This is a genomic window from Prevotella sp. TF12-30, assembly GCF_003436715.1.
In the GTDB taxonomy this organism is placed as follows: Bacteria; Bacteroidota; Bacteroidia; order Bacteroidales; family Bacteroidaceae; genus Prevotella; species Prevotella copri_A.
Genome location: NZ_QSQJ01000006.1, coordinates 88,462 through 114,822 on the forward strand (window position 1 = coordinate 88,462; position 26,361 = coordinate 114,822).

Sequence of the window (26,361 nt, forward strand, 5' to 3'; positions counted from 1 at the left end):
CACGAGGAAGCGGCACTGGGTTTATTTTTTATTTCGAGTGCAAAGGTAATGATTTTCTATGAAACCACCAAATTTTTCTTTCATTTTTTTATAAATTTCACCTTACTTCTTACAACTTCCACCTCAATATCGCTATTTTGGCTTATTTTTGTTATTTTTATGCAAAATTCTTCCATTTTTTGAGGTTCGTTAACAGAAGCTTCTTTTTCTGTTTTTCCCCCATCACCCACCTTCTCTACATAGAAATTCAGCTGATCGCCCTGATGACTCTCTGCTACGTATGCGATTTCGAAGCGCTGTAAAAAATGAGTCTTGTAATAATCCAGGTCAAAAAGATCGAGTACATGCTCGATATATTTCACAGAATTAATATGGCCATTTACATCCACATCATTATAATAGGTATGAATAGTACGTACCAATTCTGCATCTTTACCCATCTTGACACGAGAGCTGGCTGCAATAGGACAAGGTTTCTCTGTTTCTATATATTCCTTGATAAGTCCATCATGGATACTGAAAATATCCACGGGCTGACGGGTCTCTGTATCAATCATCGCCCAGACACTTTTACCATAGCCATATACCTTCTCAGCTTCAGAACCATCCGAAACAGATGCACAGATCTTAAAGTTTCGGCTAGTGAAGTACTTCATCGCACTCTCTACCCAGGTCTCTACATAAAACTTATCATAAGACTTTGGCATTTCCTGCATCTCGATAGCGAGACGACTCAAGACCCAGGTTTTGTGTCGGGGCATCAGATAATTCATTCCATAACCACGATCGTTACTATGGAAATCGGCAGCATTCAGAAGATGATTTCCCAAATGCCCCATAAACAGACGACTTGCAAAATCGCAATGGAAAGGTTCTGCCAGAAACTCGTAGCAACCTACCTTATCTAATAATTCCTGTTTCATATTCTTCGGTTTTTGATTTATTGTTTTATACCTTATTATATATATAACGAAGCCACCTATATCTTTATTACATACAAGAAACTAAAAATCCCTCTGCTCTTGGTCTTCCAACCAGGTAAGCAAAGGGATTTTCCTCGTTTAAATCTGTTTGTTCCAGAATCAATATATTCTTTCAGAATTCCTGTCCGAGACTATTCTTCTGAATTCTTTTTCAGATAATCAGAGATAGGCTCATCGAAGCTTCTTGTAACGGCAATTCTACCACTTCTACTGTACTGCAAAAGACAATCGAAACTATTGAGCTGATGGAAAAGATCAGCGATATCCTCAGTAAGACCCGCCAAGAGCACAGTACTGTAGGTAGGATTCACCTCCATCATACGGGCATCGTGCTTGCGGATAGTACGGGAAACCTCAGGATTCTCCAAGAGAATAGGAGTAGAAATCTTGTAGAGTGCTACCTCGTGGATGAAAATCTGATCATCTGCATAATAATCACTCTTCACCACATCAATTTTCTTCTCTATTGCCTTGTTGATTTTCTCAATCTGCTCAGCATCACTCCATACCGTGATAGTATATTTGTGGATGTTCTTGATACTGCTAGCCGACACATTCAAGCTCTCGATATTCACCTGTCTTCTTGTAAATACAGCGGTAATCTGATTCAGGATACCTGCAATATTCTCAGAATAGACAAGCAATGTATATAATTTCTTATCGTTGTTATTCTCCATTTTATTTCTATTATTTAAAATGTATAGTTACACCTTATTATATATATAGCCGAAAGCCATTAATAGTGGAGCTCAAGCAGCATTTCGTCCACACTCTTTCCCGGCAGAGTCATAGGAACAATATCCTCATCTTCCTTGATGGCGCATTCCAAAAGGTAAGGTCCCTTGGTGCTGATCATCTTCTCAACCTTCGCCTTCAGATCCTTGCGGTCGATTACCACATCGTAAGGAATGCCATAAGCCTTGGCAATTTCCTCATAACGAGGGTTCAGCATGTGGGTGAAAGAGCGACGTCCCTCAAACATCAAATCCTGCCACTGGCGTACATTGCCCAGATAGTTATTGTTCAAGAGAATCATCTTCACTGGTGCCTGCTGCTCCATGATGGTACCCAATTCCTGGATGTTCATTTGGAAACCGCCATCACCGAAGAAACAGCAGATGGTACGGTCTGGTGCGCCGAATGTTGCACCGATAGCAGCAGGAAGACCGAAGCCCATGGTTCCGAAACCACCACTGGTAACAATACTCAGTTTCTTGGTAAACTTGAAATAGCGGCTACTGATCATCTGGTTCTGACCTACGTCGTTCACGAGAACAGCCTCATTATTGGTAGCTTCAGTCACCACATTGGTCACCTCACCCATCAGCAGAGGGCCTTCAGTAGGATGAATATCCTTCTCGATAACCTTCTCCTGCTCCTGCTTGCGATATTCCTCGAAGGAATCTCTCCACTCGCGATGAACATTCTTGTTCAAGAGACGAGTGATGGCAGGCAACGTCTGCTTGCAATCGCCAATCACAGCCACATCAGTCTTGATGACTTTATCGATTTCCGACTTATCAATATCAAGATGGATAATCTTAGCCTGCTTGGCATATTTGGAAGGAACGCCCGTGATACGGTCGCTGAATCGCATACCGATGGCTATGAGCACATCACACTCCTGAGTCTTCATATTGGTAGCATAAGAACCATGCATACCGAGCATACCCATATTAAGCGGATGGTTGCTAGGAAGAGCTGAGAGACCGAGCAGGGTACGACCAGCCGGGATATCAGCCTTCTCCAGGAATTCAACCAGTTCATTATGAGCACCACCGAGTTCTACGCCATGACCGACGAGAGCGAAAGGGCGCTTTGCCTGATTGATGAGTTCAGCAGCTTCAGCTACAGCCTTTTCATCAATCTTCGGATATGGATTATAAGATGTAACCTTTTCACATTTCACCGGTTCCCACTCACAAGTAGCAATCTGAGCATTCTTGGTGAAGTCGAGTACTACAGGTCCCGGACGACCGCTACGAGCGATAAAGAAGGCACGGCTTACAGCCCATGCCACATCCTCAGGACGGCGAATCTGATAAGACCACTTAGAGATAGGCTGAGTAACGCCCACCAGATCAACCTCCTGGAAGGCATCAGTACCCAAAGCGCCCACACCCACCTGTCCGGCGATGACCACGATAGGTGTAGAATCCATCATGGCATCCGCAATACCGGTGAGCGTATTAGTTGCTCCAGGACCACTCGTAACGAGAGTAACACCCACTTCGCCGCTGACTCGGGCGTAGCCCTGTGCAGCGTGAGCAGCAGCCTGCTCGTGACGAACCAAGATGTGATCAAACATCTTCTTCTCTCCTCTCGTGTAACCATACAGCGCATCAAACACTGGCATGATGCTACCACCTGGGTAACCGAAGATGGTCTTAACCCCTTCGTTATGCAGGGAGCGCATCAATGCTTCAGCTCCTGTTATTACTTCTTTTGCCATTTATCTATATCTTATTCTGAATAATTCAAAAACTTTATTTTCTTTGTTGTCAAAGACAAACCTTCTTGCCTGGGAAACCAGAAAAGGATTAGTCAATGATTCTTACACCACCCTTATCAGCAGAGCTTACGCTCTGTGCGTATGCACGCAAAGCCTTACTAACCTGGCGATTACGCTTCAGTGGCTGCTGTGGACGAGCAGCAAGTTCCTCGTCGGAAAGCTTCACATTGATAGAGCGGCTAGGAATATCGATAACGATGATATCGCCATCCTTGATTTTGCCGATGTTACCACCAGCAGCGGCCTCTGGGCTGATGTGACCGATACTCAAGCCAGATGTACCTCCTGAGAATCGACCATCTGTGATGAGGGCACACTCCTTACCGAGGTGACGGCTCTTGATGTAAGAAGTTGGATACAGCATCTCCTGCATACCAGGACCACCCTTAGGACCCTCGTGTGTGATGACAACACAATCACCAGAGTTCACCTTACCACCAAGGATACCCTCGCAGGCATCTTCCTGAGAATCGAAGCATACAGCAGGACCCTCGAAATGCCAGAGTACAGGATCAACACCTGCGGTCTTCACTACGCAACCATTCTGTGCGATGTTACCGAAGAGCACAGCAAGACCACCATCCTTGGTATATGCATGTTCGAGATCACGGATACAGCCATTCTCTCTATCTGTATCAAGACTCTCCCACTGTGCATCCTGACTACCCATCTGAGTAGAGAATTTTCTGCCAGGAGCAGAATGATAGATGCGGTCAGCCTCAGGATCAATCTCGGCACCTGTGATATCGTATTTCTTCATCTGCTCATCGAGAGTCTTGCCATCCACGCGCTTCACAGCACCATTGATAAGTCCACCCTTATTAAGTTCATTCAGGATACCCAGGATACCACCGGCACGGTTGCATTCCTGAACGCTATACTTCTGAGTATTAGGACTCAACTTGCAGAGGCAAGGAACCTTGCGACTGAGCTGATCGATATCTTCCATCTTGAAATCGGCACCTGCTTCCTGAGCTACAGCCAAGAGATGGAGCACTGTATTTGTACTACCACCCATTGCGATATCGAGAGTCATGGCATTGAGGAAGGCATCACGGGTAGCAATGCTACGTGGCAATACGCTCTCATCGCCATCCTCATAATAAGCGTAGGCATTCTTCACAACCTGACGAGCCGCAGCCTTGAAGAGTTCGATGCGGTTCTTGTGAGTAGCGAGAATAGTACCATTGCCAGGAAGACTCAAACCGATAGCCTCTGTGAGAGAATTCATAGAGTTGGCGGTAAACATACCAGAGCAGCTACCACATCCCGGGCAAGCACACTGTTCAATCTGCTTCATTTCCTCATCACTGACACTGGTATCAGCACCCTTGATCATAGCGGTAATCAAGTCAGCATTCTCGCCTTTCCAGCGACCAGCTTCCATCGGACCACCAGAACAGAACACTGTAGGAATATTCAGACGCATAGACGCCATCAACATACCTGGGGTAACCTTATCACAGTTGGAAATGCAGATCATAGCATCAGCCTTGTGCGCATTCACCATATATTCCACAGAATCAGCAATAATATCGCGACTTGGGAGTGAATAGAGCATTCCATCGTGACCCATAGCGATACCGTCGTCAACAGCGATGGTATTGAACTCAGCTGCATAGCAACCCATAGCTTCAATTTCCTTCTTGACAATCTGACCGATTTCGTGAAGATGAGTATGACCCGGAACAAACTGTGTGAAACTGTTCACGATGGCGATAATAGGTTTGCCAAACTGCTCATGTTTCATACCTGCAGCTACCCAGAGTGCTCTGGCACCTGCCATTCTTCTGCCTTCAGTACAGACGCTACTTCTTAATGGATGTTTCATATCGTTATTATCTCTTTATATTATCTTGTTCTTTATTGCCAGAAGGTCTCTCTCAAGCCTTCTTCTTACAATTTTGACTGCAAAGATAGTGAGAATTTATGAAACAAACAACAAAATCCGCAAAAACTTTCAATTTTTGCGGATTTTTGTTAGAAAATAAGCTAAATTGCTTACAATTTATCAGAACCCTTACACAAAAGCAGCCCAATTGTGCAAAATATAAGGGTCCATATATGTCTTATACAAACAGATTAGAGTTCAAAGACCTCGGCAGAACGAGCCTTCACCTCAACCTGCTTGCTACCAGCACCAGCTCCTTGTGCTTCCACCTGGAGTTTCAACGTACGAGGCAAGGCATTCACCACCTTGAGCCAGGTTTTACCGGTCTTGGAATCCTTTACCACGCTGGTGCCCACGTACTTCTTGAGAGCTGCAGGAAGGTTCAGGCTAGATACAATATAAGTATCACCGGAATGCTGACCAAACATCTTCTGCATCTTGTAACTCTCGGTGAGTCGGATTTTCTCCGAATTATCGAAGTAGATCATATCCGGGTTCCAGTTATGATAGCCATCCTTGCAGAGCAGAGGAGCATAAGAGGTCATTTCCACGACATCTCCGTTACGTTCCACATTACAGAGATGAATACCCTCTGCCAAAGCGCGGTCTAATTCATTATTGCCATTTGCAGCATACTCGCCCAGATACACCTTCGGAGCCTTACGGTCGTAATGATCGTAGTAATCCTGATGATTTATAAACCATCCTGGCTGCTCATAATAGTGCTCATCTACCGCATCAATCCATTTTTTATTCTCCTTTGCAATCTTCCAGCCCTCGATATAGTCGGAAGATGGATAATGGAATGGACCTACTGTGCCCACTACTTCAATTTCCGGATGCTTCTCCTTGAGAGCCTTGCAGATCATCAGATAGCGCTGTTCGAAATCGGTGGAAATCAGATCTTCATTTCCGATACCTACCATCTTGAGATTGAAAGGAGCCGGATGTCCGGCATCCGCTCTCATCTTTGCCCACTTCGATGTGGCAGGATCACCATTCGCCCACTCTACCAGGTCGAGAACATCCTGCACATACTTTGGCATTTCTGCCATTGGGATTCCGCCCTGCTGTCCGCAGATGCCCTGTGCATTAGGCCGGGAATTCTGACAAGGTACACCAGCAGCCAATACTGGCAGAGGCTCAGCGCCCATATCCTCACACCACTGGAAATACTCGAAGAATCCCAGCTTACGGGTCTGGTGATAGTTCCAGATATTGAGAGCCGGTTTTCGGTCTTTCAGTTCACCGATACTCTCCTTCCAATGATAGATGTTGCCGAGTCCCTGTCCGTGGAGCATACATCCACCAGGGAAACGCACGAAGCGAGGCTTCAGCTCCGCGATGGTCTCAGCAAGATCCTTTCTCAGACCATGACCTTTGTAGGTGTCCTGCGGCATCAGGCTTACCATATCTACGGCAACCTTTTCCTCTCCCTTAGGCAAGAGGGCAAAACGGGTATCCTTGCCCAGTTCACCTTTATATTTGTCTGTGATGACAAGCTGCGCCTTGTATTCAGCCCAATCAGGTCCCTGCACCTTCAGCTTAGCCTGGGCTATCGGAAGTCCTTCCTGATCTACGAGTGCTACGGTGAGCTGCTTTTTCTTGCCGTCGATACAACGGGCATACAGACTCACTTCGTAAGCGGCACCACGCTTGATGACGATTCCCTCCCATCCTATATTATAAATAGGTGTAGATGAGAGGATGGCATAATGCGGATTATTCACGCTTACCCCATTTTCTGTAGAAATGATGGCAGAAGAGGATAACGATACAGAAGAAGATGCTGAAGAAGAAGCCTCAATTCCCATCCAGGCAGTAGCAGCATTCCAGCCTTTTCGCTCACCATTGTATTCGAAGTCGCCATTCTGCAGGAGTTCTGCACAGAGTCCGCCATCGGCAGCTCTGCTGATATCCTCGAAGAAGATGCCGATAAGCTTGTCGCTGATGCGATGGCTCTGCTTCGGATTCACCGTGAGCTTAGCCGTGAAAGCATCTGCTGCATCCGCCTCCTTTACCATTTTAGCGTGCTGAAGGACAGCCTCCTCACCTTGCTCTTTCTTGATTTTCTCCTCTACGTCAGCGATATAAGCCTTCAGATCAGCCTCATTCTTAGGCAGCTTCCGGCTGTTTTCCTTTGCTTCCTCAGCCAGAGCCTTATGCCAGGCACGGATATAGTTCAGATGAATGGCCGGAATCTCGAAGTCATTACCCTCTACCAGTTTACCATTGATGGTAGCCGTATCTCTCTGCCAGAGGATTTCATCGGCAGAAGCTTCCAGCGAATCCTCCTGGAAGGTACGGAAATCCTTGTCGGCATGAACGTATCTTTTACCTTTCTCCGTCTTCAGATAAAGGTCGAAGGTTCCATCTTCCATCTGATAGGCAGCCACATCACTGATATTCTTTTCCTTCATGATAGGATAATCCTGTGGTCGCCAGGTTACAAGATCTTCAGAATAAGCCACAGCAAACTGTGGTGAGGTCTTATTTACACTCCAAAGAGCCCGCCAGGTACCATCATTTGCCTTGAGAACGAATGGGCGATACATTTTTTTCTCACTGCCCCAAGGTCCGAAGTCTGAGGAACAGAGCTGACCTACATCCACCCATCTTTCATCGTCTGTAAGATAAGCGAGATGCAGTCCCTGGTTGGGAGCTGGAGAATACACGAAAATCTGACAGGTAGAATCCTTGCCCACAATGGTATAGGCAGGTGCATCCTTATCTGCAACAGACAAAGTCGTCTTATTAACTTGTTTCTTGGCAGCTGGCATTTGAGCCTGCTTTCTGACAGGAGTCAGCGCCACAGCTTGGGTCATAGCCAACAGGGCAGCCGAGAAGAGTAGATACTTTGGTTTCATCATATTACTTCTTATTTATTTTTTGTTTGTTTTTAGATTCTCAATTGTATTACATTACATATACGATGATACGACTTAAAAATCGTATAAAGTTAATAAAAAAGGGGTAGAATGCTTCACAGCAACCTGCCCCCCAACCTAACAACTAAACCTAATAAACTCCCTAATGGGTTAGAGAGACCTAATAATATATTTCTTTTTTTCCTGCGGCAAGCGTATTCTTCATCAGCGAGCAGATGGTCATCGGACCCACTCCGCCCGGTACTGGAGTGATGAAAGAACACTTTTCAGCCACTTCATCGAACTTCACGTCACCATTCAGGCGGAATCCGCTTTTTCTGGTGGCGTCAGGTACACGAGTCGTACCCACGTCGATGACAACAGCTCCCGGTTTAACCATATCGGCTGTTACGAAATCAGGCTTACCGATAGCCGCAATGATAATATCCGCCTCCCGGCACTCCTCCTTCAGATTTTTGGAGTGCGAGTGGCACACGGTAACCGTGGCATCTCCATACTGCTTCTGCATCATCAGCTGGGCCATAGGTTTGCCCACGATGTTGCTTCTGCCCAGGATAACACACTTCTTACCGCTGGTTTCTATCTGATAATGCTGCAGCAGGGTGAGGATTCCAAGCGGAGTAGCCGAGATGAAACTAGGCATACCCAGCGACATTCTACCCACATTCACGGGATGGAAGCCATCCACATCCTTGCGATAGTCTATCGCCATGGTAATCTTCTGCTCGTCGATGTGCTTCGGCAAAGGCAGCTGCACAATGAAACCATCCACGTCAGCATCCTTGTTGAGCTTATCTACACACTGCAGAAGCTCCTCCTCAGTAACATCCTCCTCAAAACGGATCAGCGTAGATTTGAATCCGCACTTTTCGCATGCCAGAACCTTGTTCTTCACATAGGTTTCGCTGCCACCATCGTGGCCCACCAGCACAGCCACCAGATGTGGCTGTTTGCCTCCTGCGGCTACAATCTGAGCCACCTCCTGGGCAATCTGTTCCTTTATGGCGGCTGCTGTCGCCTTTCCGTCTATTAGCTGCATCTTACTTTTCTGTTTTAAGATTTTTACATTGATAAGCTTCGAGTCTTGGCTCTCTGCTTCAGAATTACATACCTGGCATCTTAGGCATACCTGGCATACCCTTCATACGGCCCATCATCTGCGCCATCTTGTTGCCAGTCATCATCTGCATCATCTTGCGTGTCTGTTCAAACTGCTTGATGAGCTTATTTACCTCCTGGATATTAGTACCAGAACCCTTGGCAATACGCTGGCGGCGAGATGTATTGAGGATAGATGGATTGGTACGCTCCTTAGGAGTCATACTCTGGATAATAGCCTCGATACCCTTGAAGGCATCCTCTGGGATATCAACATCACGGATAGCCTTGCCTACACCCGGAATCATCGCAGCCAGATCCTTGATGTTACCCATCTTCTTGATCTGCTGGATCTGATTGTAGAAGTCATTGAAATCGAACTGGTTCTTGCGAATCTTCTTCTCCAACTTCTTAGCCTCCTCCAGGTCGAACTGCTCCTGTGCGCGCTCTACCAGCGAAACCACGTCACCCATTCCGAGGATACGGTCTGCCATTCGAGCAGGATGGAACACATCGATAGCCTCCATCTTCTCGCCGGTACCGATAAACTTGATAGGCTTGGTAACCACGGTGCGGATACTGAGGGCAGCACCACCACGAGTATCACCATCGAGCTTGGTGAGAACTACACCATTGAAGTCAAGGCGGTCGTTGAACTCCTTGGCTGTATTTACAGCATCCTGACCCGTCATTGAATCAACTACGAAGAGTGTCTCATCCGGGTTGAGATGATTCTTGAGGTTGCTGATTTCCTGCATCATCTGCTCATCAACAGCCAATCGACCGGCAGTATCGACGATGACCACATCGTTGCCGTTGGTCTTAGCCTGCTGCAAAGCGTGGTCAGCGATGCTGAGCACATCCTTGTTATCAGGCTCACTATATACAGGTACACCCACCTGTTCGCCTACTACATGGAGCTGCTGGATAGCAGCAGGACGATATACGTCGCAAGCCACGAGCAAAGGCTTCTTGCCTTTCTTGTTCTTGAGCATATTGGCAAGCTTACCGCTGAAGGTAGTCTTACCAGAACCCTGCAAACCACTCATCAGGATTACAGCAGGGCGACTTTCCAAACGCAATGGAGCTTCCTCGCCTCCCATCAGCTCAGCGAGCTCGTCGTGAACCAACTTCACCATCAGCTGGCCTGGCTTCACGGCTGTCAAAACATTCATGCCGAGTGCTTTTTCCTTCACCTTGTTGGTGAATTCCTTGGCAACTTTATAGTTAACATCGGCATCGAGGAGTGCACGGCGCACATCCTTCATGGTCTCAGCCACGTTGATTTCGGTAATTTTACCCTCACCTTTCAGTATCTTGAAAGATCTTTCTAGTCTATCACTTAAATTTTCAAACATGTTCTTAATTGTACTTTTTTATTTCGGGCACAAAGTTACGAACTTTTTCCGAGAAAGCCAACTCAATCTCGATTATTTTTCATTTTCTTGCTCTTTTGCTTCATTTTGAACATTTGGAAGCGTTTTCTCTGATGATTCCTGCCTGGTCTCATCCTGCTTTTCCAAAGTTTCTTTCTTGTTAGCGCTCAGATTGATAGGATTTTTCAGTTCATACTTCTTTCCCGTAGCCTTTTCGTAGGCAGAGACGATAGGATCCTTTCTGTCCATCTTCTTGAAGATTTCCTGAGCCTGCTTCTTGTGCTTCCGGTCGCGGCTGCCCTGCTTGTCCATCCAGCCGAAGGCATCGAAGCCGATTCCTCCCGGTGATGTTGGCACAGAATTCACCTTCTCTTGTATCTGCTCTTCCATATTGTCGATATGCTCCTGGTTCTTTCCCCAAACGGTCACTTCACCAATCTGTTTGGCTTCGGGAAGGAGAAAAACGGTATCAGGCAACTCCTGGTAGCGGATGGTTGCCTTGATATAGCCCGGTTTGGATACGGTAGCAGAATCAAACTGGTAGCGCATATTCCAGTAACCCCGATAGTCGGTACGCGCCCAATGGTTATTGTTCGTATGAATGAGGGCTTCCCTGATAGGCACATGATCCTCGGCAGATGCGATGACGCATGTTTTCTGCGCATAGACCATGGAAGCCATTGACAGCAGGGTTATCATCAAAAATATAATTTTCTTCATAATCTTTGCTTTTTTTGTAGGCAAAAATAACAAGAATCCTTCATTCCGCAAAATATTGCAATAGATATTAACCAGATTAAGCAGATATTAACCTCTACGAACAGGTACCTTCTTTTTCGATACGCTTGGCTTCTTCCAGGAGCTTGATGGCATCCACATACTGTGCGATACCCTGAGCCACCTCCTTGGCAGCCTTCATCGCCAGCACTACGGTCTGAGGGCGATGCACCACATCACCTCCGGCGAATACGCCACGACGGGTAGTCATTCCGAAAGGACGATCTACCACCTTTACATATCCCTTCTCATCCACCTCGATTCCGGCAGTAGTAGAAACGATACGGTTGGCAGGTCGCGAACCGATAGCCAGATAGATTCTATCAAATTTCTCTACCCTTTCGCCTTCAGGCGTATTCAGCACGCAGCTTCCCAATCTGCCGTTCTGTCCCTTCAGAAAGGCTTCTACGGTAGTTTTCCATTCAAACTTCACACCTTCCTTTACAGCATCCTCGTATTCGCTCTTGATGGCAGGCATCTCCTCCTGGGTCTTTCTGTACAATACGGTAACGTCAGCACCCAGACGGATGGCAGTACGGGCAGCATCCATCGCCACATTTCCACCACCGATTACGCCTACCTTCTCGCCATCGCGCAAAGGAACCATATCGCGGGTCAAGGCACCTTCGTTATAGGCATTTACATTGTGCAGGAAGTAGGTACTCTGACTTACACCATGGAGCTTACTGCCCGGTGTAGAGTCCATATTCTGAGGCACGTTGGTACCGGTACCCATGAAGATGGCATCATAACCGGCACGGAAGAGGCTGTCGATGGTGACATTGTTCTCGCCCACCATACAGTTGGTGATAAACTGCACGCCCAAGGCAGCAATCTTGCTCACCTCATCGCGCACCACAGTCTTTGGCAAGCGATACTCCGGAATACCGTACATCAGTACGCCACCCGGTTCAGCCTGTCCTTCAAAAATCGTTACATTGAATCCCTGTCTTGCCAAATCACCGGCTACGGTAAGTCCTGCAGGACCCGAACCGATTACAGCCACTCTACCACGGGTTTTCTGTGGCAGGAGCTCACGGGAGAGATTCATCTTGGTATCGAAATCAGCGATAAACTGCTCCAATTTTCCAATCTGTACAGGTTTTCCCTTCTTGCCGAGCACACAATGTCCCTGGCACTGCTTCTCGTGAGGACACACGCGTCCACAGATAGCCGGCAGATTGCTCTTGGCATTGATGATGCTCATCGCAGCACCCATGTTACCCATCGACAGTTCGTGTACGAAATCCGGTATATCGTTTTCAATAGGGCATCCCTTCTTACACTGCGGAATCTTGCAATGCAGACATCTCTTGGCTTCCTCAATCGCCTCTCGGGTAGTGAATCCCTCGTTTACCACCTGAAACATGCTAGGCTGTTCAGCTGTGTTATTCTGTTGATCAATCTGTTCACTCATAATCTACTACTCTTCTTTGTCTTCTGTTTTTTCCTATTTCTGCTGCTTGATTTCGATGTCTTCCTTCACATGATTTCTGATTTTGGTGAGGAAGAGTTTCATGCGCTTGGCATCCTTGTGATCGATGATATCGATGAGTTCAGCCAGCTCTTCGCGAATCTGGGCCACCTGTCCAGATGTATATGGGTTGAAGAGGATTTCCTGCAAGAGATAGTCATCTTCGTTCAATACGCCCTTGGCTATCTGCATGTGGCGCTTGAAGGTGGTACCAGGAGCATCCTGATGCTTCATCACCGCCGCAAAGGCAAAAGTGCTGACAAACGGAATACTCAGCGAGTAAGCCACCGTCTGGTCGTGCTCATCAAAGGTGTACTCATGCAGGCTCAGTCCGAGCTTCTGATAGAGATCCTTAAAGAAAATCTTACCCATATAGTCGCCCTCCTTGATGATGACCGCATTCTCCTCGGAGAGCTGGTTCAGGTTGGCGAATGTAGGACCGAACATCGGGTGGGTGCTCACGTAGCGGAAGCCGCTCTTGTCGTAAAACTCCTGCAATCCTGTCTTCACCGACGCAATGTCGCTGATGATACAGTCTTTAGAGAGATGTGGCAGCAACTCCTCGAATGCCGGGATGGTGTATTTCACGGTCACAGCATTGATGACGAGTTCCGGGCGGAACATCTCCACCTCCTCCATCTTGGTGAAACGGTAGCAGTTATAGGTGAAGCGCAGTCGCTTGGCATCCTTTTCATACACAGCCACCTCGTGGTCGAAGCTGAGCAGGTCGATGAAAAAGCTTCCCATCTTTCCTGCTCCCATTATCAAAATTCTCATTTCTTTATAATGTGAAGAATGAAGAGTGAAGGCCGAAGTCTTTCGTCCTCTACTCTTCACTTAATTTATTTCTGATTCAGAATTTCCAACTGCTGGCGAACACTCTCCTCGTGGATATGCTCAAAGATCTGGGCAGCAAACTCTGGGCTCATTCCGCAGAGTGAAGCCTGGGCACCACGCTTCTCGAGAATCTCGTTGTAGCGGTTGGTCTGTACGATTGTCATATTGTGCTCCTTCTTGTAGGTACCGATTTCGCGGCATACACGCATACGCTTGGCAAGGAGATCCATCAGCTGGTTGTCACACTCATCAATCTGACCGCGCAGCTGATGCAGACCCTCTGTAGAATAATGCTCATCACGAACTACGAGGAGGCTCAGGATGTAATCCAGGATATCTGGAGTAACCTGCTGCTTGGCATCGCTCCATGCATCATCAGGAGAGCAGTGGCTCTCTACGATCAGACCGTCGAAACCCAGGTCCATAGCCTGCTGGCAGAGAGGAGCGATGAGGTCGCGGCGACCGCCGATGTGGCTAGGGTCGCAGATGATAGGCAACTGAGGAATGCGGCGGTGCAGCTCGATAGGAATCTGCCACATAGGAAGATTGCGGTAGATCTTCTTGTCGAAGCTGGAGAAACCGCGATGGATGGCACCGAGTCGCTTGATACCAGCCTGGTTGATACGCTGGAGCGCACCGATCCAGAGCTCAAGATCCGGATTCACCGGATTCTTCACCAGCACCGGAACATCCACGCCCTGAAGGCTGTCTGCCAGTGCCTGCATAGCGAATGGATTGGCAGAAGTACGGGCTCCCACCCACAGAACATCGATTCCATATTTCAAGGCGAGCTCCACATGCTCAGGAGTAGCCACCTCGGTAGCAGTGAGCATACCGGTCTCCTCCTTCACCTGCTTCATCCAAGGCAAGGCAATCTCGCCATTTCCCTCGAAGCCTCCAGGTTTGGTACGTGGCTTCCATACACCAGCGCGGAACATGTGGCAGCCTTTAGCAGCCAGCTGCTTGGCGGTAGTCATAACTTGCTCTTCAGTCTCTGCAGAGCATGGGCCTGCAATGACGATAGGGCGTTCCTGATCACTAGGGAGATTCAATGGTTCTAATTCTAATTCCATAGTCGTATATTTTAATTTTTTATTTTTTACTTTCCAAAGACTTTTCTGATTCTTTCCAGTGCCTCCTTCATTTTCTCATCCTTGGCACAGAGGCTGATGCGGATGTATCGCTTGCCGTTGCTTCCGAAGATGAATCCAGGGGTGATGAATACGCGCGCCTCGTGGAGAATCTTCTCTGTGAGGTCTTCAACATCGGCGTATTTCTCCGGAATCTTGCCCCAGAGGAACATGCCCACCTGGTTAGGATCAAACTTGCAGTCCAATACCTGCATGATCTGCTCGGCTATGTCGCGGCGGCGGCGATAGTTGGTGATGTTGTTCTCACGGTGCCACTCGTCGGTATTGTTGAGCATGGCCTCGGCAGCAGCGAGCTGGATTCCGCGGAAGCATCCGTTGTCGATGTTGCTCTTCACCTTCAGGATCCAGGAGATAAACTGCTTGTTGCTCGAAATCATAGCCACACGCCATCCCGGCATGTTGTGGCTCTTGCTGAGCGAATTGAATTCGATGCAGCAGTCCTTGGCGCCCGGCACCTGCATGATGCTCAGCGGATGCTCGTTGAGGATGAGCGAATAAGGGTTGTCGTTCACCACCACGATGTTGTGGTCCTTGGCAAACTTCACGAGTCGCTCGTAGGTCTCCATCTTTGCCACGCCTCCGGTCGGCATGTTCGGATAGTTGGTCCACATCAGCTTCACGTGGCTGAGATCCATCTTCTCCAGCGCCTCGAAGTCTGGCTGCCATTCATTGTCCTCGCGCAGGTCGTAATAGGTAATCTTGGTGCCGAGAATCTTGTTGATGGCAGTATAGGTAGGATAGCCCGGGTTTGGGATGAGCACCTCGTCGCCAGGGTTACAGAAGGCGAGCGTAACGTGCAGGATTCCCTCCTTGCTACCAATGAGGGGCTGGATTTCCGTAGCCCAGTCAAGATCCACGTCATACCATCTCTTGTAATAACCAGCCATCGCCTTGCGCAACTCCGGGATGCCCACCGTAGGCTGATATCCGTGTGCAGCAGGGTTATGGGCTACCTCGCAGAGCGTATCGATGGTCTGCTTAGAAGGCGGCATGTCTGGACTTCCGATGGCGAGGCTGATGATGTCCTGTCCCTCGGCATTAAGCTTAGCCACTTCCTTCAGCTTTCGGCTGAAGTAGTATTCCTGTATTTCTGTTACTCTATTGGCTGGTTGTATCATTTTTTATTCTCTTTTATTATGAAATGTTACTATTCTTTTTCCTCATATTCTCCCAGCACCGTGAGTTTCTTCACGAGTGGTGTGATGGCATCGATGCTCTGGCGATAGCGGGTCAGATTATCGAAGGTGAGATCCACGTAGAAGAGATATTCCCATTCATGACCGATGCTTGGCAGCGACTGGATCTTGGTGAGATTGATGTCGTAGAAGCTCAGGATGGTGAGAACCTTGGAGAGCGAACCCTTGTCGTGTGAAAGGCTGAAGACGATGCTCGCCTTGTTGGCCTTTTCGATAGGTCGGAGAAGAGCGGCCTTCTGCGGATTGCAGACCACGAGGAATCGGGTGTAGTTGTGCGGATTGTCGTGGATTCCCTCCTGCAATACCTTCATGCCATACATCCTGGCAGCGTAGGCAGAACAGATGGCTGCCCATCCGTGAACCTGGTGCTGGGCGATGAATGCGGCAGAACCTGCGGTATCCTCAGCCTCCACCGCCTTGAGATCGGGATGATTGGCGAGGAACTTGCCACACTGCATCAGCGCTACAGGATGAGAGTGAACCTCCTGCAGGGTGCTCCAGTCGTCGGAAGGCAGGCAGCAGATGCTGTGCTCGATGTGGAGCTTGTGCTCTCCCACCACGGTGGTTCCGCTCTCCCGGAGCAGCTCGTAGTTGTGGAGCAGACTGCCGGCGATGGTGTTCTCGATGGCGCAGATGCCGATGATGGTAGGATCTCGCTTGATGTTCTCAAACACCTCCTCGAAGGTAGCGCAACAGATTAACTCTATCTGCTCGCCCTGGAAATACTCGTGGGCGGTAATGTCGTGGAAGGATCCCAACTCTCCTTGTATTGCAATTCTCTTCATTGTTTCACTCTCTTTTTTACATTATCTCCTGATTTTGGAAAACGGATTTTCGGAAAACGTTTTTTGAAACAGATTATTTCGAAAACGCTTATGGAAAACGGATTCGAGTTTTACGAAAAACGGTCCTGCTCACAATAGAGCGGGACCGTTTCGATGATTTCAAGAATCTTATATCCTAAGTTGAAATATATACGCAACTTCCCGCTTTACAATTGCTTGCAAAGTAAAAGTAATAGCTAAAAAAGTAAGCGTTCAACTTTTCCATTTTCTTATTCTTTTATTTGTTATTCACTTATTGCTGAGCCATCAGTCTTCAGAAAGACTCTGCTCTGCTGAGCCATTATCCTTGGAAGAAGTAGCTCAGATGGAGCATCAACCGATGAAAGTCTCAACTCGTTTGCAAAAGTAACACTTTTCTTTGATACCACCAAACAAATTGTCAGTTTTTTCTTTATTTTCCTTATATTTTCTGCTTTTCAGCAGATTTTCAGCAGATTTTTATCAGAAAAAGCCCTAAACTGGCAGATTTTTATCAGCATTCGTATCATTTCGAAAGAACATTTACCGGCATTTTCAGGCAATTATCGGCAATGTTCTCTTCCTTCAGCCTTAAACTCTCCGGTAAGCTCCTCTATTTTCTCGGGATTCAGCTGCAGATATCTCTGCATATCCTTTCCGGCTCCCTCCTTATCGCCCATCTGCATCAGCAGATTGCCTCGTTTCAGCAGGTTCTTGCTCAGCGCAGCCTTGTTCTCAGCATCCTCGCTGCAAACTTCCGCCCGCTTCTCCTGTTCCGCTATCTGCTGCGTAAGAGCTGCTACGAGCAGAACGGGATTCATATCATTCAAATCCATCATACCTCTTTTATATATTAATTTATATATTAACCTGAACCTTTATAGTGACCCCAAAACAGATTGTTCTGGGGTCGCTTATATATAATAATGTGTAATTTTTCTGTTGGCGACCAGCATTTACTTGATGGCACCGATAATTTCAGTCACCGACTTGCAGCCGTGAGCATCAAGCCACTCGTTCATACCATCCTTCACCTTCTTGGTTACGGCAGGATCAATGAAGTTGGCAGTACCGATTTCGATGGCTGTAGCACCGCACATCATAAACTCGATGGCATCCTTGGCATTCTGGATACCGCCCAGTCCTACTACCGGAATCTTCACGGCATGAGCCACATCGTAAACCATGCGCAATGCCACAGGCTTGACGCAAGGGCCACTCAAACCGCCAGTACGGATGCTCAGCAGCGGCTGGCGCTTCTCGATATCCACCGCCATACCCATCAATGTGTTAATGAGCGAAACAGAGTCGGCCCCCTCAGCCTCTACCGCACGGGCGATGTCGGCAATGCTGGTTACGTTAGGCGAAAGCTTCACGATCAAGGTCTTGTCATACACCTTGCGCACCGCCTTTACCACGCTTGCAGCACCCTCGCAGGTAACGCCGAAAGCCATACCGCCATCCTTTACGTTAGGGCAGGAAATATTCAGTTCGATGGCAGGAATCTTATCCAGCTCATTCACGCGTGCAGCACACTCCGCATAACTTTCAGGCGAGTGTCCGCTCACGTTTACGATCATATTGGTATCGATGTCCTTGATCTGAGGATAGATGTGCTCGCAGAAGTACTCCACACCCTTGTTCTGGAGACCCACGCAGTTGAGCATTCCCTGTGGAGTTTCAGCCATGCGTGGATAGTCATTTCCCTCGCGTGGTTCCAGGGTAGTACCCTTTACAATGATACCTCCGATTTCCTCCAGCGGAACGAAATCAGCAAACTCCAATCCGTAGCCGAAAGTTCCCGATGCAGTCATCACTGGATTCTTCAGCTTCAAATCCTTTATATTTACACTTAAATCAGCCATAATCTTTCTTAATCAAATAATATTCTATTACAATTATCTACCAGAAGCATCTGGTTTAGATATCCCAGGTGAGCTGCTTGATGTTGATGACCGGACCATCCTTGCAAACGCACTTATGACCCTCGGTGGTCTTCTCCACGCAGCAGAGGCAGGCACCTACGCCGCACGCCATCTTGTTCTCCAGGGAAACCTCGCACTCCACACCAGCCTTCTTGGCAAAGCGAGCCACGCTCACCATCATCGGCTTCGGACCGCAGGTAGAGATCATGTCAAACTGCTCGTTCTCCAGCACAGAGTGATTGGTTACGAAACCCACCTCGCCGGCAGAGCCATCCTCGGTAGTGATGCATACCTTTCCTATCTTGGCAAACTCATCCAGCTCCAGCAGGTCGGAAGCCTTGCGGGCACCCAGCAGGAAGGTTACATCAGCACCAAACTCCTTGATGAGTTTTCCGAAGTAGAGCAGAGGAGCCACACCTACGCCACCACCCACGAGGAGATACTTCTGACTCTTCTCTGCAGGCATGGTGAAACCATTGCCCAGAGGCAGCATACAGTTGAGCGTATCGCCAGCCTGAAGCTTTCCGAGCTGGCGGGTTCCGTCGCCCACCATGGCAACGAGCAGCCAGAGCTGGTTGGTTTCTCTATCCACGAAATTGATGGAGATAGGACGGCGAAGCATGGTGGCAGGCGAATGATCTACCTTTACTTCTACGAATTGTCCAGGCAGGATTTCCGGCAGAGGTTTCTCGTCGGTAAGCTTAATCAAGACGTGCTTATCGCTGAGTGCTTCTACAGAAACCACCTTAAGGTCTAGAACATATTTTTTCATCTTATTGCTATTTTAATGCTTGTTGTTAATGCTTGTTGTTATACCTATTTATATATAGGCAGTGCAAAGGTACAACAAAATTCGAACTTCACAAAGAGAAAGAGCGATTTTTTCAGCTCCCCCTCCTTCTTTATTCCTACTTTATTCCCGACAGCAGAGCACCGGCCTATTTCTTCGGAACGAAAGTCTCCCAGGTCTGGTCATCGTAGAAGATGCGGATCTCGGTAATCTTACGCTGCGGTTTGTCCACATATTTAACCGCAGCATTGGCGATATTTTTAGGTGTCCTTTTTACACCGTGTGTTTGAGGCTGGTCAAAGAGCGATGGAGAAGTAGGGGAGTCGGATCCCTCGCTGCCCCCGAAATCCAGGGTAGGCTCCACCACGCCGCCAACGCCACCTATGCCCCCATGGCTTCCGCCCATGCCTGCTGCCGAAGCACCTGTACCAGCCACACCTACAGCGTCTCCATACATATCGAGCGAATCCTCATCCGCTCCGTTTTCACCTCTGGCTGAAGCACCCGCCTGGGCACCTTCCACCTTATTAATATACATAGGAGGAGTACCATAAAGCAACCACTCAAGGTTCACCTGAGGCAACTTTTTCTTGATTGCATCCACGATGTCGAGCGATGGTTTTGTGCGATCATTGAAGATGCTGCTCAGGGTCGCTGTCGACTTTCCGATGAGCTGCGCGAAGTTCTGTTGGTTGAGGTGTTGGTCCTCCATGATCTGTCTGATTCTGTCTTTCATCACTATGTTTGAATTTGATTTTTTACGATGTTTTATTTCCGAACAGGGCCGTTTTTGGCCCATTTTTCTTAGATTTTACAAAGATAAAGCAAAAATTTGGTTTTACCAAACTTTTCGGGAAAAATTTTGTTTTTTAAACTTTAGGTTTGTATTTACAAATTTAAACTTCCAATCTTTACTTTCTTAGTTTTATGGTTTAGATTTACAAATCTAACTTTAGTAATCTAAAGCTTTTACAATGATATGCTTTACTTAAAACTCTTATTTCACTGAGTTTCAAAGCCTTTATTCCCTATAAATAGGCATTTCAGCCACTTTTATGCATCTTTCTTGTGACAAATGCAAAATCGCAACCTTACTCAAAACAACAGAAATCTATAAAACACTGGGTTTCAATATGTTTTCACTTCGATAACTCGTTTGTATATTTATACATTCATATTTCAAAACCGCCCGATTTACATTTACATTTATAAATTCACTCTCTTTTTTCTCCGATTTAGTTTTCTTTAGTTTAGATTCATAAATATAAAGAACGATTTACAAAACACACATTTACATCACTAAATTACAGAAACGTAAACCTTAATAAATGCAAACACTAAAAAAAGAGGGGCTGAGGATGGCAAATTTTTCCATTTTGAGCGTTTTCAAGCCTGTTGGTCGGGTTTTGCTCAAAAATGCGAGTATTGAAGGGGGTTATTTTCGTTAACTAGCTGATATTCATTATAGTTAACTACGATTTCAGCGAAAACTGAAAAATGACCATCTAGATGAGAAATCCATCCAAACGAGAGATTCCCCACGAGAAAAACAAAAAAAATAGCGCCCGTTTTCCCGATAACGAACGCTATTTTCACCACTTTCAGGAAGCTAAACGCCCTCCCCGATTCCAGATCATTTCATTTCTCCGACAAGACGAAGGAGGAGTAAAAATCAGCCTCTCTCCCACCCTCGCCCATCGACGGATTTTTGGAGCCGGAAAGCAGCCTAATGGAGGATGAAAAAGATGAGTTCTCTCATCAATTCGCCTGCCGAAGTAAACGGATTATCGATGCCCTTGCTCTTCGCATCCACCTCTTTCAGCTTCTCGATAATCTGCATCACTTTCACTCCGGAATAGTTTCTCATTCCCATCGTATAATCGCGCACCGCCCAGGTTCCGCGCAAATCCAGGAATTTTGCAAGCTCATTTTCGTTCTGCTTATTCGGAGCATAATAGGCTATCATCAGATTCTGGAAATAACTGAAGAGCAACGGGAGGAGCGCATAGAGCGAACCCGACTTCGGGTTGCTGTCAAAATAGTTTATTATCTGATTTGCCTTGAAAACATCACGCTGGATGATGGCGCTGCGAAGTTCGAAAGCATTGAAGTCCTTGCTCACTCCTATTTCACGTTCCACCACATCCGGAGTCACCCGTCGGTCGGAGTCAGGAAGAGAGATGAGCAGCTTGTCGAGTTCGGAGGTGAGGCGATGAAGATCAGCACCGATATGATCTGCCACCATCTGCACCGCCTTCGGTTCGATGGTTGCCTTGCGAGCCTTGAGATAGGTTTCAATGAAACCCGGAAGCTGACGGTCGTAGAGCTTCTTGCTCTCGAACACCACTCCCACCTGTTCGGCTCTCGGGATGAACTTCTTTCTGCGGTCGATACTGCCGTTTTTGTTACAGATGACGAGAACGGTGGATTTCACCGGTTTCTCGAGATACTTTTCCAGGGCATCCAGGCTCTTCAGATTCTGTGCTTCTTTTACAATCACCACCCTGAATTCCGCCATCATCGGATATCCCTTACACTGATCCACCACCTGCACCGCCGTGGTATCCGCCCCGAAAAGCACGGTCTGGTTGAAGTCCCGCTCTTCCGGCTGGAGCACGTTTTCGGCGATATAATCGCAGATCTTGTCTATATAGAAAGGTTCGTCGCCCATCAGAACATACACGGGCGCAAACTTCCGAGCCTTGAGATCTTTCATGATCGACTCGTAACTTATTGCATTTTTCTTTTCTGCCATTGATTTATTTTTTGTATCTTTGCACTGTGATTCCAGCCTGCCATTCATCTGTCTGCACAGAGAATACAGCCTGCAATCCATTTGCAAAGGTACAAAAATAAATCGAACTATATATATAATAAGGTATAAAAAATGATTCGCTTGAACTTACCAACCTTCGAAATGAAGGTTTCGGGCACGAAACAGCAGCCCAAGATACTGGATGTGCTGCGCAGGAAATACGTAGCCATCACGCCCGAAGAATGGGTGCGCCAGCACTTCGTACACTATCTCATCGAACACAAGGGCTACCCTGCCTCGCTGCTCGCCAACGAGATTCAGCTGAAATGCGGCGACAAGGTGCTGCGTGCCGACAGCGTGCTCTACAGCCGCGAGCTCCGCCCCAGGATGATTATCGAATACAAGGCACCGCATATCCCCATCACGCAGAAGGTATTCGATCAGATTTCGGTATATAATCTCCTGCTCCACGTAGATTATCTGGTGGTGAGCAACGGACTGGAGCACTATATCTGCCGGATGGATTACGACGATAAAAAATATTTATTTCTCGAAGAGATTCCCGACTATTCTGATTTATTGACAATATAGGAAAATCAGACAGAAAGGCAGACACCCAGCTTCTCTCCCATCACTGCATCATCACCCCCAAAACGCCCCATTTATCCCCCTCCAAAATTTGCGTATTTCCGGCCAATTGTACAGATGCTCAGAAATACGCAAATTTTGAAGGGCTTTTTTAGCCGCCATTTCAGTTATTTTTTAATAAAAATCGGCGCAACATTTTGCATTCTACCTATTTATTATTACCTTTGCAGCAATTTAAACATAAAAAAGGTAATGGCAAAAGAAAATATAAAGATAGCCGTAGCCGGAACAGGCTATGTAGGATTGAGCATCGCCACGCTGCTGAGCCAGCATCACGAGGTGGTGGCTGTGGATGTGGTTCCCGAAAAGGTGGAACTCATCAACCACCGCCGCTCGCCTATCCAGGACGAATACATCGAGAAATACCTGGCAGAGAAAAAGCTCAACCTCAAGGCTACTACCGATGCAGCCGCAGCCTACAGGGATGCCGACTTCGTGGTAATCGCCACGCCAACCAACTACGACCCCGTGAAGAACTACTTCGACACATCGCATGTAGAAGAGGTCATCCAGCTGGTCAAGGAGGTGAACCCCGATGCCATCATGGTCATCAAGAGCACCATCCCAGTGGGCTACACCGAGAACATACGCCGGAAGATGGGCAGCGAAAACATCATCTTCGCCCCGGAATTCCTGCGCGAGAGCAAGGCGCTCTACGACAATCTCTACCCTAGCCGCATCATCGTGGGCAGACCGGCAGGAGATGAGCGACTCGACCAGGCGGCGCATCTCTTCGCAGAACTCCTGCAGGAGGGAGCCATCAAGGAGAACATCGACACCCTCTTCATGGGACTCACAGAGGCAGAGGCTGTGAAACTCTTCGCCAACACCTACCTGGCGCTCCGGGTAAGCTACTTCAACGAGCTGGACACATACGCCGAAATGAAGGGACTCGACACCCAGGCCATCATATCGGGTGTGGGACTGGACCCTCGCATTGGCACCTTCTACAATAATCCGTCGTTCGGATATGGCGGCTACTGTCTGCCGAAGGATACTAAGCAGCTGCTGGCAAACTATGCCGACGTGCCCGAGAATCTGATCCAGGCCATCGTAGAGAGCAACCGCACCCGCAAGGATTTCATCGCCGACCGGGTACTCCACATGGCAGGCTACTACGATTACGCCAACCAGAACAACTACCGCGAGGAGGAAGAGAAGCCTTGCACCATCGGCGTGTATCGCCTCACGATGAAGAGCAACAGCGACAATTTCCGCCAGAGCAGCATCCAGGGCGTAATGAAGCGCATCAAGGCAAAGGGCGCCCAGGTTATCATCTACGAACCTACGCTGAAGAGCGGAACCACCTTCTTCGGCAGCCGCGTGGTAAACGACCTGGAGGATTTCAAGAAGCAGAGTCAGGCGATCATCGCCAACAGATACGATAAATGCCTCGACGATGTGAAGGAAAAAGTCTATACCCGGGATATCTTCCGAAGAGACTAACGCCCTTAAAAGGGCAAAAGCTTTAAGAATATCGCAAATAACAATTAAAAAAAAAGATAAAAATGGCAAAGTTAGTAATCAATTCCTATGAGGATTTTGCATCTCACCTCGGTGAGAAGTTAGGTGAATCAGACTGGTTGCAGATCGACCAGGACCGTATCAACAAGTTTGCAGACGCAACCCTCGATCCACAGTGGATTCACGTAGATGTAGAGCGCGCAAAGGTAGAAAGCCCTTACCACAGCACCATCGCTCACGGCTACCTCACCCTCTCTGTACTGCCTTATCTCTGGCAGCAGATCATCGAGGTAAACAACATCAAGATGCTCGTAAACTATGGTATGGATGAGATGCGTTTCGGTCAGCCGGTCATCACCGGTTCACGTGTTCGCCTCGTGGCAACACTCCATGATATTCAGAATCTCCGTGGTATCTGCAAGACCAGCATCAAGTTTACCATCGAGATAGAAGGCCAGCGCAAGCCAGCACTTTCTGGTATTGCCCAGTTCCTCTACTATTTCGAGAAATAAAAAAGATACCTCTAAATAGTCAGCACTTGCCCCCTTCCGAAGTTGCATGCTTCTTTTCTTAGCATACAGCAGAAGTCGGGGGCTTTTTTCAACTTGATTATCATTCAGAAAAATCAGTATATATGGCAGCAGGAAAATGGATAGGAGGTTTTCTGGGATTCATCACCGCAGGACCTCTTGGCGCCCTTGCAGGATTCGCCCTCGGATCGCTCTTCGACCATGGGCTAGACGAGGTCAACAAGCCTGGCAGTGAGGGACATAACAACAGAGAATACTCCAACGCCTACGAAGCTTACAGCGGATATGGCAGCGGAGGATATGGAAACGGAAGTTACGGCGGCTACGGTCAGCAGCACGCCTACGAGGGAGAGCGAAATAGTTTTATGTTCTCGCTCCTGGTTCTCGCCTCATACATTATCAATGCAGATGGCAGGATCATGCATTCAGAGATGGAGCTGGTGCGCCGGTTCCTACTCCAGAACTTCGGTATGGCAGCGAAGCAGCAGGGCGAGGAAATCCTCCTCAAGCTCTTCGAGCAGCAGAAGCGTATGGGCATGCAGCAGTATCGCACGGTAATACAGGACAGCTGTCATCAGATACGTGCCAACATGATGTACGAGCAGCGCCTGCAGTTGCTCAACTTCCTCGTGATGATAGCCCAGGCAGACAATGTGGTTTCTCCTGAGGAGATTCAGGCGCTGAAGGAAATAGCCCTCCATATGGGTCTGGAAGCATCGGATGTAGATCAGATGCTGGGCATGCATGGCGGCGGTTCATCGGCCACATCTGCCACTTCGCTGGAAGATGCCTACCGCATCCTCGGTGTCTCCCCCGACGCTTCCAACGACGAGGTGAAGGCAGCCTATCGCAAGATGGCGCTCAAGCATCACCCCGACAAGGTAGCAGCTCTGGGCGAGGATGTTCGCCGTGCCGCCGAGAAGAAATTCCAGGAAATCAATGATGCCAAGGATAAGATCTACAAGGCTAGAGGCATCTAGGAAAAGGATTTCAACAAGGAAATTCATATACAGCAAGGATATTCATATACAGCAAAAGTGCCGATAGGTGAATCCTACCGGCACTTTTTTTATTTGATGTGTTAAGACATGCAGCTCGTCACGCCCAGAGAGGCGGCAATGGCGGTCAAAATAGATAGTACTATCTGAAATACAGTTTTCCAAGTTTCTTTCTTCATAGGCATTTTTTAGTGATTAATGATTAGCGATAAATTCCGTTAGGCGTTTCGGCGGATTTGCAATCCGCCGTTAAAAAACGTCCTAA

The 26,361-nt window shown here is 47.7% G+C and carries 23 protein-coding genes; 4 read left to right on the top strand and 19 right to left on the bottom strand.

Annotated features, from left to right (window positions below; all coding sequences use genetic code 11):
• Positions 1-80: 80 nt before the first annotated feature.
• From DXD25_RS04175 to holA, 18 genes are all read right to left on the bottom strand, one after another.
• Entirely contained in the window at positions 81-923 is an 843-nt protein-coding gene (locus DXD25_RS04175) for an acyl-[acyl-carrier-protein] thioesterase (protein ID WP_117661924.1), read from the bottom strand.
• Positions 924-1,114: 191 nt separating this feature from the next.
• Positions 1,115-1,660, bottom strand: coding sequence for an acetolactate synthase small subunit (gene ilvN / locus DXD25_RS04180; RefSeq protein WP_089543562.1), 546 nt, complete (start codon positions 1,658-1,660; stop codon positions 1,115-1,117).
• A gap of 59 nt (positions 1,661-1,719) precedes the next feature.
• Positions 1,720-3,435, bottom strand: a complete 1,716-nt coding sequence (ilvB, locus tag DXD25_RS04185; protein ID WP_089543561.1) for a biosynthetic-type acetolactate synthase large subunit — start codon at positions 3,433-3,435, stop codon at positions 1,720-1,722.
• A gap of 88 nt (positions 3,436-3,523) precedes the next feature.
• Complete coding sequence (ilvD, locus tag DXD25_RS04190) at positions 3,524-5,326, bottom strand: dihydroxy-acid dehydratase (RefSeq protein WP_089543560.1); 1,803 nt, start codon at positions 5,324-5,326, stop codon at positions 3,524-3,526.
• Positions 5,327-5,577: 251 nt separating this feature from the next.
• Complete coding sequence (locus DXD25_RS04195) at positions 5,578-8,166, bottom strand: alpha-L-arabinofuranosidase C-terminal domain-containing protein (RefSeq protein WP_370453399.1); 2,589 nt, start codon at positions 8,164-8,166, stop codon at positions 5,578-5,580.
• Positions 8,167-8,434: 268 nt separating this feature from the next.
• Positions 8,435-9,313 (bottom strand): bifunctional methylenetetrahydrofolate dehydrogenase/methenyltetrahydrofolate cyclohydrolase FolD, encoded by an 879-nt coding sequence (folD, locus tag DXD25_RS04200; protein ID WP_117661926.1) that lies wholly within the window; start codon positions 9,311-9,313, stop codon positions 8,435-8,437.
• A gap of 64 nt (positions 9,314-9,377) precedes the next feature.
• Positions 9,378-10,730, bottom strand: coding sequence for a signal recognition particle protein (ffh, locus tag DXD25_RS04205; RefSeq protein ID WP_117661927.1), 1,353 nt, complete (start codon positions 10,728-10,730; stop codon positions 9,378-9,380).
• Between the two features lie 72 nt (positions 10,731-10,802).
• Positions 10,803-11,468 carry a hypothetical protein gene (locus DXD25_RS04210; RefSeq protein ID WP_142990570.1) on the bottom strand — a complete coding sequence of 222 codons (666 nt, stop codon included), beginning with the start codon at positions 11,466-11,468 and terminating at the stop codon, positions 10,803-10,805.
• Positions 11,469-11,562: 94 nt separating this feature from the next.
• Complete coding sequence (locus tag DXD25_RS04215) at positions 11,563-12,942, bottom strand: NAD(P)-dependent oxidoreductase (protein ID WP_117661928.1); 1,380 nt, start codon at positions 12,940-12,942, stop codon at positions 11,563-11,565.
• Positions 12,943-12,975: 33 nt separating this feature from the next.
• Positions 12,976-13,776 carry a prephenate dehydrogenase/arogenate dehydrogenase family protein gene (locus tag DXD25_RS04220; RefSeq protein WP_117661929.1) on the bottom strand — a complete coding sequence of 267 codons (801 nt, stop codon included), beginning with the start codon at positions 13,774-13,776 and terminating at the stop codon, positions 12,976-12,978.
• A 65-nt stretch (positions 13,777-13,841) separates the two neighbouring features.
• Positions 13,842-14,909 carry a bifunctional 3-deoxy-7-phosphoheptulonate synthase/chorismate mutase type II gene (locus DXD25_RS04225; RefSeq protein WP_117661930.1) on the bottom strand — a complete coding sequence of 356 codons (1,068 nt, stop codon included), beginning with the start codon at positions 14,907-14,909 and terminating at the stop codon, positions 13,842-13,844.
• Positions 14,910-14,935: 26 nt separating this feature from the next.
• Positions 14,936-16,105, bottom strand: a complete 1,170-nt coding sequence (locus DXD25_RS04230; RefSeq protein ID WP_089543552.1) for a pyridoxal phosphate-dependent aminotransferase — start codon at positions 16,103-16,105, stop codon at positions 14,936-14,938.
• Between the two features lie 29 nt (positions 16,106-16,134).
• Entirely contained in the window at positions 16,135-16,968 is an 834-nt protein-coding gene (locus tag DXD25_RS04235) for a prephenate dehydratase (protein ID WP_089543551.1), read from the bottom strand.
• A gap of 581 nt (positions 16,969-17,549) precedes the next feature.
• Complete coding sequence (locus tag DXD25_RS04240) at positions 17,550-17,825, bottom strand: hypothetical protein (RefSeq protein WP_117661931.1); 276 nt, start codon at positions 17,823-17,825, stop codon at positions 17,550-17,552.
• A 117-nt stretch (positions 17,826-17,942) separates the two neighbouring features.
• Entirely contained in the window at positions 17,943-18,851 is a 909-nt protein-coding gene (locus DXD25_RS04245; protein WP_089543549.1) for a dihydroorotate dehydrogenase, read from the bottom strand.
• A gap of 55 nt (positions 18,852-18,906) precedes the next feature.
• Complete coding sequence (locus DXD25_RS04250) at positions 18,907-19,683, bottom strand: dihydroorotate dehydrogenase electron transfer subunit (protein WP_117661932.1); 777 nt, start codon at positions 19,681-19,683, stop codon at positions 18,907-18,909.
• A gap of 166 nt (positions 19,684-19,849) precedes the next feature.
• The gene (locus tag DXD25_RS04255; RefSeq protein ID WP_117661933.1) at positions 19,850-20,437 is read right to left on the bottom strand and encodes a helix-turn-helix transcriptional regulator; all 588 of its coding nucleotides are present in this window, start codon (positions 20,435-20,437) and stop codon (positions 19,850-19,852) included.
• Positions 20,438-21,427: 990 nt separating this feature from the next.
• On the bottom strand, positions 21,428-22,456 hold the full coding sequence (gene holA / locus DXD25_RS04265) for a DNA polymerase III subunit delta (RefSeq protein ID WP_089543592.1): 1,029 nt from the start codon (positions 22,454-22,456) through the stop codon (positions 21,428-21,430).
• 132 nt (positions 22,457-22,588) lie between these two features.
• Here holA and DXD25_RS04270 point away from each other — a divergent pair, with 132 nt between their 5' ends.
• The 4 genes from DXD25_RS04270 (at position 22,589) to DXD25_RS04285 (ending at position 26,078) form a co-directional block, all read left to right on the top strand.
• Positions 22,589-23,047: a type I restriction enzyme HsdR N-terminal domain-containing protein gene (locus tag DXD25_RS04270; protein WP_089543546.1), complete on the top strand. Its 459-nt coding sequence runs from the start codon at positions 22,589-22,591 to the stop codon at positions 23,045-23,047.
• A gap of 249 nt (positions 23,048-23,296) precedes the next feature.
• Complete coding sequence (locus DXD25_RS04275; protein ID WP_117661935.1) at positions 23,297-24,550, top strand: nucleotide sugar dehydrogenase; 1,254 nt, start codon at positions 23,297-23,299, stop codon at positions 24,548-24,550.
• Positions 24,551-24,612: 62 nt separating this feature from the next.
• Entirely contained in the window at positions 24,613-25,080 is a 468-nt protein-coding gene (locus tag DXD25_RS04280) for a MaoC family dehydratase (protein ID WP_089543544.1), read from the top strand.
• Positions 25,081-25,202: 122 nt separating this feature from the next.
• A complete protein-coding gene (locus DXD25_RS04285; RefSeq protein WP_117661936.1) occupies positions 25,203-26,078 on the top strand; it encodes a DnaJ domain-containing protein in 876 nt (291 codons plus the stop codon).
• A gap of 101 nt (positions 26,079-26,179) precedes the next feature.
• Here DXD25_RS04285 and DXD25_RS17425 read toward each other — a convergent pair whose 3' ends face one another.
• A complete protein-coding gene (locus DXD25_RS17425) occupies positions 26,180-26,281 on the bottom strand; it encodes a smalltalk protein (protein WP_367379913.1) in 102 nt (33 codons plus the stop codon).
• Between the last annotated feature and the right edge of the window lie 80 nt (positions 26,282-26,361).